The 14,397-nt window shown below is 65.5% G+C and carries 14 protein-coding genes; 11 read left to right on the forward strand and 3 right to left on the reverse strand.

What is annotated here, in order from left to right; all coding sequences use genetic code 11:
- Positions 1-113 precede the first annotated feature (113 nt).
- From acnB to DD542_RS00015, 3 genes are read right to left on the reverse strand one after another with little or no spacing between them, the layout of a single operon-like run.
- On the reverse strand, positions 114-2,711 hold the full coding sequence (acnB, locus tag DD542_RS00005) for a bifunctional aconitate hydratase 2/2-methylisocitrate dehydratase (RefSeq protein ID WP_127802890.1): 2,598 nt from the start codon (positions 2,709-2,711) through the stop codon (positions 114-116).
- Between the two features lie 41 nt (positions 2,712-2,752).
- A complete protein-coding gene (locus tag DD542_RS00010; RefSeq protein WP_241559641.1) occupies positions 2,753-3,736 on the reverse strand; it encodes an aldolase/citrate lyase family protein in 984 nt (327 codons plus the stop codon).
- A gap of 23 nt (positions 3,737-3,759) precedes the next feature.
- Positions 3,760-4,746, reverse strand: a complete 987-nt coding sequence (locus DD542_RS00015) for a malate dehydrogenase (RefSeq protein WP_066149765.1) — start codon at positions 4,744-4,746, stop codon at positions 3,760-3,762.
- Positions 4,747-4,933: 187 nt separating this feature from the next.
- Between DD542_RS00015 and DD542_RS00020 the strand changes: the two genes are divergently transcribed.
- From DD542_RS00020 to leuD, 11 genes are all read left to right on the forward strand, one after another.
- On the forward strand, positions 4,934-5,758 hold the full coding sequence (locus DD542_RS00020) for a GntR family transcriptional regulator (RefSeq protein WP_079367124.1): 825 nt from the start codon (positions 4,934-4,936) through the stop codon (positions 5,756-5,758).
- Between the two features lie 150 nt (positions 5,759-5,908).
- Complete coding sequence (gene sdhC / locus DD542_RS00025; RefSeq protein ID WP_066149759.1) at positions 5,909-6,340, forward strand: succinate dehydrogenase, cytochrome b556 subunit; 432 nt, start codon at positions 5,909-5,911, stop codon at positions 6,338-6,340.
- Positions 6,341-6,363: 23 nt separating this feature from the next.
- Positions 6,364-6,729 carry a succinate dehydrogenase, hydrophobic membrane anchor protein gene (gene sdhD, locus DD542_RS00030; RefSeq protein WP_127802894.1) on the forward strand — a complete coding sequence of 122 codons (366 nt, stop codon included), beginning with the start codon at positions 6,364-6,366 and terminating at the stop codon, positions 6,727-6,729.
- 3 nt (positions 6,730-6,732) lie between these two features.
- On the forward strand, positions 6,733-8,535 hold the full coding sequence (gene sdhA / locus DD542_RS00035) for a succinate dehydrogenase flavoprotein subunit (RefSeq protein ID WP_066149753.1): 1,803 nt from the start codon (positions 6,733-6,735) through the stop codon (positions 8,533-8,535).
- Positions 8,536-8,566: 31 nt separating this feature from the next.
- Positions 8,567-9,271, forward strand: a complete 705-nt coding sequence (locus DD542_RS00040) for a succinate dehydrogenase iron-sulfur subunit (RefSeq protein ID WP_066149750.1) — start codon at positions 8,567-8,569, stop codon at positions 9,269-9,271.
- Positions 9,272-9,288: 17 nt separating this feature from the next.
- Positions 9,289-9,579 carry a succinate dehydrogenase assembly factor 2 gene (locus DD542_RS00045; RefSeq protein ID WP_066150869.1) on the forward strand — a complete coding sequence of 97 codons (291 nt, stop codon included), beginning with the start codon at positions 9,289-9,291 and terminating at the stop codon, positions 9,577-9,579.
- Between the two features lie 18 nt (positions 9,580-9,597).
- Entirely contained in the window at positions 9,598-10,908 is a 1,311-nt protein-coding gene (locus tag DD542_RS00050) for a citrate synthase (RefSeq protein ID WP_066149747.1), read from the forward strand.
- Between the two features lie 134 nt (positions 10,909-11,042).
- Positions 11,043-11,984, forward strand: a complete 942-nt coding sequence (locus DD542_RS00055) for a LysR family transcriptional regulator (protein WP_127802897.1) — start codon at positions 11,043-11,045, stop codon at positions 11,982-11,984.
- Positions 11,985-12,015: 31 nt separating this feature from the next.
- A complete protein-coding gene (leuC, locus tag DD542_RS00060; protein WP_127802899.1) occupies positions 12,016-13,437 on the forward strand; it encodes a 3-isopropylmalate dehydratase large subunit in 1,422 nt (473 codons plus the stop codon).
- Between the two features lie 35 nt (positions 13,438-13,472).
- Positions 13,473-13,724, forward strand: a complete 252-nt coding sequence (locus tag DD542_RS00065; protein ID WP_127802901.1) for a hypothetical protein — start codon at positions 13,473-13,475, stop codon at positions 13,722-13,724.
- A gap of 11 nt (positions 13,725-13,735) precedes the next feature.
- The gene (gene leuD, locus DD542_RS00070) at positions 13,736-14,383 is read left to right on the forward strand and encodes a 3-isopropylmalate dehydratase small subunit (RefSeq protein WP_127802903.1); all 648 of its coding nucleotides are present in this window, start codon (positions 13,736-13,738) and stop codon (positions 14,381-14,383) included.
- The last annotated feature ends 14 nt before the right edge of the window (positions 14,384-14,397 follow it).

Consider the following 14,397-nt stretch of genomic DNA (forward strand, 5'->3'; position numbering starts at 1 on the left):
TTCTGAAGCAAAAAACGCCTTGGGTTGCACCAAGGCGTCTCTTGTGTGCCCCCGCTCATCCGTTTTGACACGGACTGCGAAGGGCCGTTTTTCATTCATCGAAGGGATGCCGTTCAGGCCACCGTCTTCGCGGTCTCCACGTACTCCTCGATCTGGTCGAAGTTCATGTACTTGTAGATCTGGTCGGCCTTGGCGGTGATCACGCCGGTGGCGGCCAGGTACTCTTCCTTGGTCGGCAGCTTGCCCAGCTTGGACGCCACGGCGGCCAGCTCGGCCGAGCCCAGGAACACGTTGGTGTTCTTGCCCAGGCGGTTCGGGAAGTTGCGGGTCGAGGTGGAGATCACCGTCGCGCCTTCGCGCACCTGGGCCTGGTTGCCCATGCACAGCGAGCAGCCGGGCATTTCGGTGCGGGCACCGGCGGCGCCGAAGTTGGCGTAGTGGCCTTCCTTGGTCAGTTCGGCCGCATCCATCTTGGTCGGCGGCGCCACCCACAGCTTGACCGGGATGTCGCGCGCGCCGCCCAGCACGGTGGCGGCCGCGCGGAAGTGGCCAATGTTGGTCATGCACGAACCGATGAAGGCCTCGTCGATCTTGGTGCCGGCGACTTCGGACAGGAACTTGGCGTCGTCCGGGTCGTTCGGGCAGCAGACGATGGGCTCGGTGATCTCGGCCAGGTCGATCTCGATCACGGCGGCGTATTCGGCGTCCTTGTCGGCTTCGAGCAGCTCGGGCTTGGCCAGCCAGGCCTCGACCTTCTCGATGCGGCGCGCCAGGGTCTTCGCGTCCTGGTAACCGTCGGCGATCATGTTCTTCATCAGAACGATGTTCGACTTCAGGTACTCCTGCACCGGCTCCTTGTTGAGCTTGATGGTGCAGCCGGCGGCCGAGCGCTCGGCCGAGGCGTCGGACAACTCGAAGGCCTGTTCCACCTTCAGGTTGGGCAGACCTTCGATTTCCAGGATGCGGCCCGAGAAGATATTCTTCTTGCCGGCCTTGGCCACGGTCAGCAAGCCGGCCTTGATCGCGTACAGCGGAATCGCATGCACCAGGTCACGCAGGGTGACGCCGGGCTGCATCTGGCCCTTGAAGCGCACCAGCACCGACTCGGGCATGTCCAGCGGCATCACACCGGTGGCGGCGCCGAAGGCCACCAGACCGGAACCGGCCGGGAAGGAAATGCCGATCGGGAAGCGGGTGTGCGAGTCACCGCCGGTGCCCACGGTGTCGGGCAGCAGCAGGCGGTTGAGCCAGCTGTGGATCACGCCGTCGCCCGGGCGCAGGGACACGCCGCCGCGGCTGCTGATGAAGGCCGGCAGTTCGCGGTGGGTCTTCACGTCCACCGGCTTCGGGTACGCAGCGGTGTGGCAGAAGGACTGCATCACGAGGTCGGCCGAGAAGCCCAGGCAGGCCAGGTCCTTCAGCTCGTCGCGGGTCATCGGGCCAGTGGTGTCCTGCGAACCGACGGTCGTCATCTTGGGCTCGCAGTAGGTGCCGGGGCGCACGCCCTGGCCTTCCGGCAGGCCGACGGCGCGACCGACCATCTTCTGTGCCAGGGTGAAGCCGGCCTTGCTCTCGGCGGGCGCCTGCGGCAGGCGGAACTGGGTCGAGGCGGGCAGGCCCAGGAACTCGCGCGCCTTGGCGGTCAGCGAGCGGCCGATGATCAGGTTGATGCGGCCGCCGGCGCGCACTTCGTCGAACAGCACGTCGCTGCGCAGCTTGAACTCGGTGACGGTCTCGCCGTTCTTGACGATCTTGCCGTCGTAGGGCATGACTTCGATGACGTCGCCCATCTCCAGCTTGGAGACGTCCACTTCGATCGGCAGCGCGCCGGAGTCTTCCTGCGTGTTGAAGAAGATCGGGGCGATCTTGCCTCCCAGCGTGACGCCGCCGAAGCGCTTGTTCGGCACGAAGGGGATGTCCTGGCCCGTGGCCCAGATCACGCTGTTGGTGGCCGACTTGCGCGAAGAACCGGTACCGACCACGTCGCCCACGTAGGCCACGAGGTTGCCCTTCTTCTTCAGATCCTCGATGAACTGCATCGGGCCACGCTTGCCGTCTTCTTCGGGCTTGAAGGCCGCGTCGGGGCGCGTGTTCTTCAGCATCGCCAGGTAGTGCATCGGGATGTCCGGGCGGCTCCAGGCGTCCGGGGCGGGCGACAGGTCGTCGGTGTTGGTCTCGCCGGGCACCTTGAACACGGTGACGGTGATGCTCTTGGGCACTTCGGGGCGGGTGGTGAACCACTCGGCGTCGGCCCACGACTGCATGACTTCCTTGGCCTTGGCGTTGCCGGCCTTGGCCTTCTCTGCGACGTCGTTGAAGAAGTCGAACATCAGCAGGGTCTTCTTCAGACCTTCGGCGGCGACGCCTGCCACTTCGGCGTCGTCCAGCAGCTCGATCAGCGGGTGCACGTTGTAGCCACCCACCATGGTGCCCAGCAGCTCGGTGGCCTTGGCCTTGGATATCAGGGCGACCTTTTCGTCACCATGGGCCACGGCGGCCAGGAACGAGGCCTTGACCTTGGCGGCGTCGTCCACGCCCGGCGGCACGCGGTGCGTCAGCAGGTCCAGCAGGAAGGCGTCTTCACCGGCGGGCGGGTTCTTGATCAGTTCGATCAGGGCGGCGACCTGCTTGGCGTCGAGCGGCAGCGGGGGAATGCCCAGGGCGGCGCGTTCAGCGACGTGGGCGCGGTAGTCGGTCAGGAAGGTCGACATGGCGTTCTCCGGTGGGGTGGGTGATGGTTGGTGTTCGAAAGTCATGCAAGAAACCAGCCGCGCACGGTCTCGGGCAGGGCATGCCCGGTCTGGTGCGCGCGCTCGATCACTTGCCAGTAATAGCGGTAGCTGGCGCGGTCGTGCAGCCGGCCTTCGTACTGCACCGGCGCCCAATCAGCGGCCGCGGCGCGTTCGACGATGGCCAGCGCGGTCTCGATTTCTGCCTCGGCGGGTGAAAACGCGGCGACGATGGCGCGGATCTGGTCCGGGTGGATGCTCCACATGCGGGTGTAGCCGAGTTCGGTGGCCGCCTTGCGCACGGCGTTCTGCAGCGCGGGCAGGTCCTTGAACTCGGTCACCACGTTGTGTGAAGGCACCTTGCCGTGCGCGTGGCATGCCGCCGCCATCTCGATCTTGGCCCGCAGCACGTGCGGGTGGCTGAACTGCCCCGCCAGCGTCATCGCCGAGGCGGGAATCGCCCCGCCGTGGGCCGAGACGAAGTCCATCAGACCGAAGCTCAGGGATGCGACGCGCGGGTGGGCCGCGATGTCGAAGGCGCGGTGCACCGCGGCCGGCGACTCGACCAGCACATGCAGCGGCAAGGCGGCGGCGCCAGCGGCGTCCATGGCCGCCACGGCGCGTTCGACGTCGGCCACCGACTCCACCTTGGGCACCATGAGGTGGCACAGCCGCGCGCCGGCCTGACCGGCAATCGTGGCCACATCGGCCTCGAAGTGGGGATGGTTCACCGGGTGGACCCGGGCGGCGACGCGGGCGGCTGCTGGGGCGCCCAACGCCAGTTCCGTGACCAGGGCCGCGTGCTCGGCCTCACCACCGACGGGCGCCCCGTCTTCGCAGTCGAGCGTGACATCGAAGACGCAGGCGCCGAACTCGGCACTCAGTTCGGCCTGCAGCTGCAGGCTCTTCCTCATCCGCGCTTCGACACCGCTGTAGTGATCGCAGACCGGCAATGCAAATGCACCGGCCTGGGCTCCAACAAGGATGTCGCGCGGGTGAGGTTTCACGGAGTTACCAAGCGGTTACCAGCTCAGAGCAGGTGCTTGACGCCGTCCTTCTCGCCTTCGAGCTCGGCCAGGGTCTTGTTGATGCACTCTTGCGAGAAGGCGTCGATGGGCAGGCCTTCGACGATCTTGTACTCGCCACCTTCGCAGGTGACGGGGTAGCCGAACATGACTTCCTTGGGGATGCCGTATTCGCCATTGGACGGGATGCCCATGGTGACCCATTTGCCGTTGGTGCCCAGGGCCCAGTCGCGCATGTGGTCGATGGCGGCGTTGGCGGCTGAAGCGGCCGACGACAGGCCACGGGCGGCGATGATGGCGGCGCCGCGCTTGCCCACGGTGGGCAGGAACACGTTGGCGTTCCAGTCGTGGTCATTGATGGTGTCCTTGACAGACTTGCCGTTCACCGTGGCGAAGCGGTAGTCGGCGTACATGGTGGGCGAGTGGTTGCCCCACACAGCCAGCTTCTCGATGTCGCCCACGGCGCAGCCGATCTTGGCGGCGATCTGGCTGGCGGCACGGTTGTGGTCCAGGCGCAGCATGGCGGTGAAGTTCTTGGCCGGCAGGTCGGGGGCCGACTTCATGGCGATGTAGGCGTTGGTGTTGGCGGGGTTGCCGACCACCAGCACGCGCACATTGCGCGAAGCCACGGCGTTCAGGGCCTTGCCCTGGGCGGTGAAGATCTGGGCGTTGGCGGCCAGCAGGTCCGCGCGCTCCATGCCGGGGCCGCGGGGACGGGCGCCGACCAGCAGGGCGTAGTCGGTGTCCTTGAAGGCGGTCATCGGGTCGCTGTGGGCTTCGATGCCGGCCAGCAGGGGGAACGCGCAGTCTTCCAGTTCCATGATCACGCCCTTGAGCGCGTTCTGGGCCTTCTCGTCCGGAATCTCCAGCAGTTGCAGGATCACGGGCTGGTCCTTGCCCAGCATTTCGCCGGAGGCGATGCGGAACAGCAGGGCGTAACCGATCTGACCTGCGGCGCCGGTGACGGCAACACGGACGGGCTTCTTGCTCATGGTGAAAACTCCAGAAGGGACGTTGGGAAGTTGAAAAATCGGCGGGGTGTGACCCCTTGGATAGCCCCCGAGTGTACCCGCGTAAACCCGTAGGCGTCAATTTGTCTTATGTCTTATATAAGATATGATTGCACACCAAACTGCGGGCCACGACGCTGGGTCGTTCGCCCGTTCATCCACCGACACCATGGCCTCCGCACACCCTTCGCAGCCCGACCTGTCCCCGGAGGACTCGCGTGTGCCCGCCGAATCGGCGGGCACCGGACCGGCCGCGCCTCTTCCGCCAACACCGGCTTTCAGCCCCCTGTACCAGCAGATCAAGTCGCTGATCCTGCGCAGCCTGCAGGCGGGCGAATGGAAACCGGGCGACATGATCCCCAGCGAGTTCGATCTGGCCGCCCGCTTCCGCGTGAGCCAGGGCACGGTGCGCAAGGCGATCGACGAACTGGCCACCGACAACCTGCTGGTGCGCCGCCAGGGCAAGGGCACCTTCGTCGCCACCCACGCCGAACAGCACATCCAGTACCGCTTCCTGCGCGTGCTGCCCGACGCGAGCGCGCCGGAAGCCCAGGGTCCGGCCGAGCGCCGCATCATCGAATGCCGCCGCCTGCGTGGGCCGGCCGAGGTGGCCCGGCAACTCGACCTCAAGGGCGGCGACTCGCTGGTGCAGGTCCGGCGCGTGCTCTCGTTCTCCGGTACGCCCGCCATCCTGGAAGACATCTGGCTGCCCGGCGCGCCGTTCAAGGGCCTGAGCCTCGAAACCCTGTCCAGCGACAAGGGCCCCATGTACGCCCTGTTCGAAGCACAGTTCGGCGTGCGCATGGTGCGCGCGACCGAGAAGATCAAGGCCGTGGCCGCCGATGCCGATGCCGCAGCACTGCTGGGGGTCGAAGTGGGCCACCCGCTGCTGAGCGTGGAACGTCTGGCCTACACCTACAACGACGTGCCGATGGAACTGCGGCGCGGCCTCTACCGCACGGAAACCCGGCACTATCACAACGAACTGAACTGAGTCGCCAACGCGCCGGAGCCCGACATGCCAAGGCCAGATGTCAGGCCTGGGTATGCTGCGTTGCAATAGAATTTCAAGGTTTGTAATTCGGGTTACCACCGAGTTACAAGCTCCCTTCCAACCCCGAACCCCACGGAAGAAAGCCCCACCATGACCGAGTTGACCAAGAAGCGGCCTGAGTTCCGCAACATCAACGCCTTCAAGGATCTGACCACCTACCGCCTGCCTCTGGCCGGCTGGGTGTCGATCCTGCACCGCGCCAGCGGTGGCCTGATGTTCATCCTGCTGCCCCTGATCGTCTGGCTGTTCGACACCTCGGTGTCGTCCGAGATCTCTTACGAACGTTTCAGCGCAGCCTTCTCGGGCGGCATCGGACTGGTTCCCGGCTGGCTGTTCAAGCTGGTGGTGCTGGCCATCATCTGGGCCTACCTGCACCACCTGATTGCCGGCCTGCGCCACCTGTACATGGACATGACGCACTCGGTGACCAAGGAGTTCGGCAAGTCCTCCGCCATCGTGACGCTGGCCCTGTCCATCGGACTGACGCTGATCCTCGGCGCCAAGCTGTTCGGCCTGTACTGATCCCGCGAAAGAAGGAGACCAACATGTCCGTCAATTACGGTTCCAAACGCGTCGTCACTGGCGCCCACTACGGGCTGCGCGACTGGCTCGCCCAACGCATCACCGGCGCGCTCTTCGCCCTGCTGACCCTCATCGTGCTGGCCAAGGTGCTGCTCACCAGCGGCCCTCTGGGCTACGAGGGCTGGGCCGGCATCTTCGCCCCCCAGTGGATGAAGGCACTGACCTTCGCGGCCTTCATCGCCATCGCCTATCACATCTGGATCGGCATGCGCGACATCTGGATGGACTACGTCAAGCCCACCGGCATCCGTCTGGCCCTGCACATCTTCACCATCGTCTGGCTCGTGGCCTGCCTGGGCGGGGCTGTTCAAGTTCTCTGGAGACTCTGATCCATGACCACCACCGCATCCCTTTCCAAGCGCAAGTTCGACGTGGTCATCGTCGGAGCCGGCGGCTCCGGCATGCGTGCCTCGCTGCAACTGGCCCGCGCCGGCCTCAAGGTGGCCGTGCTCTCGAAGGTCTTCCCGACCCGCTCGCACACCGTTGCAGCGCAGGGTGGCGTGTCCGCCTCGCTGGGCAACATGAGCGAAGACAGCTGGGAATACCACTTCTACGACACCGTCAAGGGTTCCGACTGGCTCGGTGACCAGGACGCCATCGAGTTCATGTGCCGCGAAGCGCCCAAGGTCGTGTATGAGCTCGAACACTTTGGCATGCCGTTCGACCGCAACCCCGACGGCACGATCTACCAGCGTCCGTTCGGCGGCCACACCGCCAACTACGGCGAAAAGCCAGTGCAGCGCGCCTGCGCCGCGGCCGACCGCACCGGCCACGCCATGCTGCACACGCTGTACCAGGCCAACGTGTCGGCCAAGACCACCTTCTTCGTGGAGTGGATGGCGCTGGACCTGATCCGCGACGCCAGCGGCGACGTGGTGGGCGTGACCGCCCTCGAAATGGAAACCGGCGACACCTACGTGCTCGAAGCCAAGACCGTGCTGCTGGCCACCGGTGGTGCCGGCCGCATCTTCCAGTCCTCGACCAACGCCTTCATCAACACCGGTGACGGCCTGGGCATGGCCGCCCGTGCCGGCATCGCACTGCAGGACATGGAGTTCTGGCAGTTCCACCCCACCGGCGTGGCCGGCGCGGGCGTGCTGCTGACCGAAGGCTGCCGCGGCGAAGGCGCCATCCTGCTCAACAGCAATGGCGAGCGTTTCATGGAGCGCTACGCGCCCACGCTGAAGGACCTGGCACCGCGCGACTTCGTGTCCCGCTGCATGGGTCAGGAAATCCTGGAAGGCCGTGGCTGTGGTCCCAACAAGGACTACATCCACATGAAGCTGGACCACCTGGGTGCCGACACCATCCACAAGCGCCTGCCCTCGGTGTATGAGATCGGCGTGAACTTCGCCAACGTCGACGTGACGCGCGAGCCGATCCCGGTCGTGCCCACCATCCACTACCAGATGGGTGGCATCCCGACCAACATCCACGGCCAGGTGGTCGAGCGCTTCAACGGTGAAGACCGTCCGGTCAACGGCCTCTACGCGGTGGGCGAATGCTCCTGCGTGTCGGTGCACGGCGCCAACCGCCTGGGCACCAACTCGCTGCTGGACCTGCTGGTCTTCGGCAAGGCCGCCGGCAACCACATCATCGCCAACGTCAACCCCAAGCAGGAGCACAAGGACCTGCCCAAGGACGCCGCCGACAAGACCCTGGCCCGCCTGGCCCGCCTGGACAGCGCCAAGAACGGCGAGTACGCCCAGGACGTTGCCAACGACATGCGCGCCATCATGCAGACGCACGCGGGCGTGTTCCGCAGCCAGGAGTCCATGGACGCCGGTGTGCAGAAGATCAACGCCCTGCGCGAGCGCGTGGGCGCCATCGGCCTGAAGGACAACTCCAAGGTGTTCAACACCGCGCGCATCGAAGCGCTGGAAGTCGAGAACCTGATGGAGGCCGCCCAGGCCACCATGACCAGCGCGGCCGCCCGCAAGGAATGCCGCGGCGCCCACCTGGTGCGCGACTACGAACACGACGTCAACCACCCGACCTGCCCGCTGGGCCGCAACGACGCCGAGTGGATGAAGCACACCCTCTGGTACCAGGACGGCAACAAGCTGGACTACAAGCCGGTGCGCATGAAGCCCCTGACCGCCGAAACGGTGCCCCCGAAGCCCCGCACCTTCTGACCGGAATCAGCGAACACAAGGACACTGAAAAATGGCACAACGCACTTTCAAGATCTACCGCTACGACCCGGACAAGGACGCCAAGCCGTACATGCAGACCATCCAGGTCGAACTGGACGGCACCGAGCGCATGCTGCTGGACGCCCTGATCAAGCTCAAGGCCGTGGACCCCACGCTGTCGTTCCGCCGCTCCTGCCGCGAAGGCGTGTGCGGTTCGGACGCCATGAACATCAACGGCAAGAACGGCCTGGCCTGCCTGACCAACCTGAACACGCTCAAGGGCGACATCGTCCTCAAGCCGCTGCCCGGCCTGCCGGTCGTTCGCGACCTGATCGTGGACATGACGCTGTTCTTCAAGCAGTACCACAGCATCAAGCCCTACCTGATCAACGAGACCCCCGCCCCCGAGCGCGAGCGCCTGCAGAGCCCCGAAGAGCGCGAAGAGCTCAACGGCCTGTACGAGTGCATCCTGTGCGCCAGCTGCTCCACGAGCTGCCCCAGCTTCTGGTGGAACCCCGACAAGTTCGTCGGCCCCGCCGGTCTGCTGCAGGCCTATCGCTTCATCGCCGACAGCCGCGACCAGGCCACCGCCGAGCGTCTGGACAACCTGGAAGACCCGTACCGTCTGTTCCGCTGCCACACCATCATGAACTGCGTGGACGTCTGCCCCAAGAGCCTGAACCCCACCAAGGCCATTGGCAAGATCAAGGAACTGATGGTGCGCCGCGCCGTCTGATCCCGCGTTTTATGACCATGAATGCCAGCCCCGGTGACGCCGTGCTCGATGCCCCGGCATTGAGCAAGCTGCGCTGGCGCTGCCGCCGTGGGCTGCTCGAGAACGACCTGTTCATCGAGCAGTTCTTTGCCAGACATGAGTCTGGCTTGACTGTCAGGCAGGCCGAAGCTCTGGGGGTTCTAATGGACCTTTCCGACAACGATCTGCTTGATCTGTTGCTCGGCCGCAAGAAGCCCGAGGGCCTACAGGCCAGTGACGACGTCACTCAGGTGCTGGGCATGCTGCGCGCTGCCCGACGACCCGATTAACCTCTACCAGGAAACCGCATGAAACTCGTAGACAACAAAGCCACCCTGTCGTTCTCCAACGGCAGCCCCAGCGTCGAGATGCCGGTGTACGGCGGCAGCATCGGTCCGGACGTGATCGACATCCGCAAGCTGTATGCACAGACCGGCATGTTCACCTACGACCCCGGCTTCCTGTCCACGGCGTCCTGCCAGTCGGCCATCACCTACATCGACGGCGACAAGGGCGAACTGCTGTACCGCGGCTACCCGATCGAGCAGCTGGCCACCCAGGCCGACTACCTCGACACCTGCTTCCTGCTGCTCAATGGCGAACTACCCAATGAGACGGAGCGAGGCGACTTCCACAAGCTCGTGACCAACCACACGATGGTCAACGAGCAGATGCAGTTCTTCCTGCGTGGCTTCCGGCGCGACGCCCACCCCATGGCCGTGCTGACCGGTCTGGTAGGCGCCCTGTCGGCCTTCTATCACGACAGCACCGACATCAACAACCCCGAGCACCGCCGCATCGCCGCGATCCGCCTGATCGCCAAGATGCCCACGCTGGTGGCCATGTCCTACAAATACGGTGTGGGCCAGCCCTACATGTACCCGCGCAACGACCTGAGCTACTCGGGCAACTTCCTGCGCATGATGTTCGGCACGCCCTGCGAGGACTACAAGGTCAACCCGGTGCTGGAAAAAGCGCTGGACCGCATCTTCATCCTGCACGCCGACCACGAGCAGAACGCCTCCACCTCCACCGTGCGCCTGTGCGGCTCGTCGGGCACCAATCCGTTCGCCGCCATCGCAGCCGGTGTGGCCTGCCTCTGGGGCCCCGCCCACGGTGGCGCCAACGAAGCCTGCCTGAACATGCTGGAAGACATCCAGCGCAACGGCGGCGTGGCCAAGGTCGGCGAGTTCATGAACCAGGTGAAGGACAAGAACAGCGGCGTCAAGCTGATGGGCTTCGGTCACCGCGTGTACAAGAACTACGACCCGCGCGCCAAGCTGATGCAGGAAACCTGCAACGAGGTGCTGGCCGAGCTGGGTCTGGAAAACGACCCGCTGTTCAAGCTGGCCAAGGAACTGGAAAAGATCGCCCTGGAAGACGACTACTTCGTGCAGCGCAAGCTCTACCCGAACGTCGACTTCTACTCCGGCATCGTGCAGCGCGCCATCGGCATTCCTGTCAGCCTGTTCACCGGCATCTTCGCGCTGGCCCGCACCGTCGGCTGGATCGCCCAGCTCAACGAAATGCTGGCCGACCCCGAGTACAAGATCGGCCGTCCGCGCCAGTTGTTCACGGGTGCTGCTCGCCGCGACGTCCCCGCCAGTTTCAAGCGCTGATCCCGCCTTGCCCCACAAAACCCGCCTCTGGCGGGTTTTGTTTTTGCGGGGCCTAACATCGCCAATGACGATGCCAAAGTCACCTCAAAAGCAGGAGAATCCATGAAGTCATCTTGAAACACGATGACTTCCTCATGAACGCCCCCGACCGCGCCTTCACCCGCCGACTTGACCTGACCACGCTGCAGCTGTTCGTGGCGGTGTGCGAGCGCGGCAGCATCGGCAAGGCGGCCGAGACCGAGTTCATGGCGCCGTCGGCGGTCAGCAAGCGGCTGTCGGATCTGGAGACCACGGTCGGCACGCCGCTGCTCATGCGCCACGCACGCGGCGTCACGCCCACCCCGGCTGGCCAGAGCCTGCTGCACCACGCCCGCTCGGTGCTGTTCAGCCTCGACAAGATGCAGGGCGAGCTCTCGGAGTACGCCGACGGCGTGCGCGGCCATGTGCGGGTGCACGCCAACATCTCGGCCACGGTGCAGTTCCTGCCCGAAGACCTGGGCGGTTTCATCCGCGCGCACGACGCGATCAAGATCGACCTTGAAGAACACCTGTCCACCGAGGTGCTGCGGGCGGTGCAGGAAGGCGCGGCCGACCTGGGCATCTGCCACGTCGGCGGCGACGACCCGATCCAGGGCCTGCAGACCCTGCCCTACCGGCAGGACCGGCTGGTGCTGATCGTGCCGGCCCGCCATCCGTTGGCCGGACACACGGCCATGGCCTTCGCCGACAGCCTCGAATGGGACCACGTCGGCCTGCACGCAAACAGCTCCATCTACCGCGCCATGCACGCCGCCGCCACCGCCAGCGGCCGCAACATCCGCCTGCGCATACGCGTCTCGGGCCTGGACGCCATGTGCCGCATGATCCACAACGGACTGGGCGTCGGCCTGATGCCGCGCCGCGCCTTCGAACTGATGCAGGGCGCCGGCGACCTGCAGGCGGTCGATCTCACCGACGACTGGGCCACGCGCCACATCAACCTGGTGGCGCGCGACTTTTCCAGCCTGCCCGTCAGTGCCCGGCTGCTGGTGGACCACCTGTCCACACCGCCCGCCGGGTCCGCAACCCCGACCTAGAATTTCAAGCCCCACAGGAGAACCCCACCCCATGGCACGCACGCTCTACGACAAGATCTGGGACGAACACGTCGTCCACACGGAGGAAGACGGCACGTCCGTCCTCTACATCGACCGCCACCTGGTGCACGAAGTCACCAGCCCGCAGGCGTTCGAGGGCCTGCGCCAGGCCGGCCGCAAGGTCTGGCGCGTGAGCTCGGTGGTCGCCACCGCCGACCACAACACGCCCACCACCGGCTGGGAACTGGGCTACGACGGCATCACCGATCCGATCAGCAAGGAACAGATCACCACGCTGGACAGCAACATCAAGGAATTCGGCGCTGCGGCGTTCTTCCCCTTCATGTCCAAGCGCCAGGGCATCGTGCACGTGATCGGCCCCGAGAACGGCGCCACCCTGCCCGGCATGACCGTGGTCTGCGGCGACTCGCACACCTCCACCCATGGCGCCTTCGGCGCGCTGGCGCACGGCATCGGCACCTCGGAAGTCGAGCACGTGATGGCCACGCAGACCCTGCTGGCCAAGAAGGCCAAGAACATGCTGGTCAAGGTCGAGGGCAAGCTCGCCAAGGGCGTGACCGCCAAGGACATCGTGCTGGCCATCATCGGCAAGATCGGCACCGCCGGCGGCACGGGATACACCATCGAGTTCGCCGGCAGCGCGATCCGCTCGCTGTCCATGGAAGGCCGCATGACGGTCTGCAACATGGCCATCGAAGGCGGTGCGCGCGCCGGTCTGGTGGCCGTGGACGAGAAGACCATCGAATACGTCAAGGGTCGCCCGCTGGCCCCGACCGGCGTGGAGTGGGACCAGGCGGTCGCCTACTGGAAGTCGCTGCACTCGGACGCCGACGCGGTGTTTGACGCCGTGGTCGAGCTCGATGCGACGCAGATCCTGCCGCAGGTCACCTGGGGCACCTCGCCCGAGATGGTGCTGGGCGTGGACGCCCGCGTGCCCGATCCCGAGAAGGAGAAGGACGCCAGCAAGCGCGGCGCCATGGAGCGGGCGCTGACCTACATGGCGCTCGAACCGGGCAAGCCGCTGGCCGACATCTTCGTCGACAAGGTCTTCATCGGTTCCTGCACCAACAGCCGCATCGAAGACATGCGCGAAGCCGCCGCGGTCGTCAAGAAGCTGGGCCAGAAGGTCGCGAAGAACATCAAGCTGGCCATGGTCGTGCCGGGCTCCGGTCTGGTGAAGGAACAGGCCGAGCGCGAAGGCCTGCACGAGATCTTCAAGGCCGCCGGCTTTGAATGGCGCGAGCCCGGCTGCTCGATGTGCCTGGCCATGAACGCCGACCGGCTGGAGCCGGGAGAGCGCTGCGCCAGCACCAGCAACCGCAACTTCGAAGGCCGCCAGGGCGCTGGTGGCCGCACCCACCTGGTCTCGCCTGCGATGGCCGCCGCCGCCGCGATCCACGGTCATTTCGTCGACATCCGCACCATCGCCTGAACGTCTTTCCCGAGCACTTTCCCAAGGAGCCCACCATGTCCTCGTTCAAGACCCTGCTCGCCACCGCCACCGTGATGTCCCTGGCCGCCTGCAGCACCAACACCGTGCAAGGCGTCAAGCAGGACGCCCACGTCGTCAAGGACAAAGCCATCGAGGTCAAGGACGTGGTGGTCGACAAGGCCATCGAGATCAAGGACAAGGCCGTCGAGGGCGGCAAGTCCGCCGGCCAGGCGGTCGGCTCCGGGCTGGAGAAAGCCGGCGAAGCCGTCAAGGGCGCGACCAACTGAACATCCACACCATGCAGACATTCACCATTCACCAGGGCCTCGTGGCCCCCATGGACCGCGAGAACGTCGACACCGACGCGATCATCCCCAAGCAGTTCCTCAAGTCGATCCGCAAGACCGGCTTCGGCCCCAACCTGTTCGACGAGTGGCGCTACCTGGACCAGCCGGGCGAACCCGGCGTGCCCGAAAGCGCACGCAAGCCCAACCCGGACTTCGTGCTGAACCAGCCGCGCTATCGTGGCGCCTCGGTGCTGCTCACGCGCCGCAACTTCGGCTGCGGCTCCAGCCGCGAACACGCGCCCTGGGCCATCGACCAGTACGGCTTCCGCGCCATCATCGCGCCCAGCTACGCCGACATCTTCTTCAACAACTGCTTCAAGAACGGCCTGCTGCCCATCGTGCTGAGCGAGGCGCAGGTGAACCAGCTGTTCAACGAAGTCTTCGCCTTCCCCGGCTACCAGCTGAACATCGACCTGGAGCGCCAGGTCATCGTCAAGCCGCAGGGCGAGGAGATTCCCTTCGAGGTCAACGCCTTCCGCAAGTACTGCCTGATCAACGGGCTGGACGACATCGGCCTGACGCTGCGCCACAAGGACAAGATCGAGGCGTTCGAGAAAGAGCGCCTGGCGACCAAGCCCTGGCTCGCCCACACCATGTGATTCACCCCAACTTC

Origin of the sequence: Hydrogenophaga sp. NH-16, assembly GCF_004006415.1 — a bacterium.
GTDB lineage: Bacteria > Pseudomonadota > Gammaproteobacteria > Burkholderiales > Burkholderiaceae_C > Hydrogenophaga > Hydrogenophaga pseudoflava.

Bases quoted from the DNA above. Each gene is read 5' to 3' on its own strand.
- leuD (WP_127802903.1), top strand. From the start codon at position 13,736: ATGCAGACATTCACCATTCACCAGGGCCTCGTGGCCCCCATGGACCGC.
- sdhD (WP_127802894.1), top strand. From the start codon at position 6,364: ATGTCCGTCAATTACGGTTCCAAACGCGTCGTCACTGGCGCCCACTAC.
- leuC (WP_127802899.1), top strand. From the start codon at position 12,016: ATGGCACGCACGCTCTACGACAAGATCTGGGACGAACACGTCGTCCAC.
- DD542_RS00045 (WP_066150869.1), top strand. From the start codon at position 9,289: ATGAATGCCAGCCCCGGTGACGCCGTGCTCGATGCCCCGGCATTGAGC.
- DD542_RS00040 (WP_066149750.1), top strand. From the start codon at position 8,567: ATGGCACAACGCACTTTCAAGATCTACCGCTACGACCCGGACAAGGAC.
- sdhA (WP_066149753.1), top strand. From the start codon at position 6,733: ATGACCACCACCGCATCCCTTTCCAAGCGCAAGTTCGACGTGGTCATC.
- DD542_RS00050 (WP_066149747.1), top strand. From the start codon at position 9,598: ATGAAACTCGTAGACAACAAAGCCACCCTGTCGTTCTCCAACGGCAGC.
- acnB (WP_127802890.1), bottom strand. From the start codon at position 2,711: ATGTCGACCTTCCTGACCGACTACCGCGCCCACGTCGCTGAACGCGCC.
- DD542_RS00065 (WP_127802901.1), top strand. From the start codon at position 13,473: ATGTCCTCGTTCAAGACCCTGCTCGCCACCGCCACCGTGATGTCCCTG.
- sdhC (WP_066149759.1), top strand. From the start codon at position 5,909: ATGACCGAGTTGACCAAGAAGCGGCCTGAGTTCCGCAACATCAACGCC.
- DD542_RS00055 (WP_127802897.1), top strand. From the start codon at position 11,043: ATGAACGCCCCCGACCGCGCCTTCACCCGCCGACTTGACCTGACCACG.
- DD542_RS00020 (WP_079367124.1), top strand. From the start codon at position 4,934: ATGGCCTCCGCACACCCTTCGCAGCCCGACCTGTCCCCGGAGGACTCG.
- DD542_RS00015 (WP_066149765.1), bottom strand. From the start codon at position 4,746: ATGAGCAAGAAGCCCGTCCGTGTTGCCGTCACCGGCGCCGCAGGTCAG.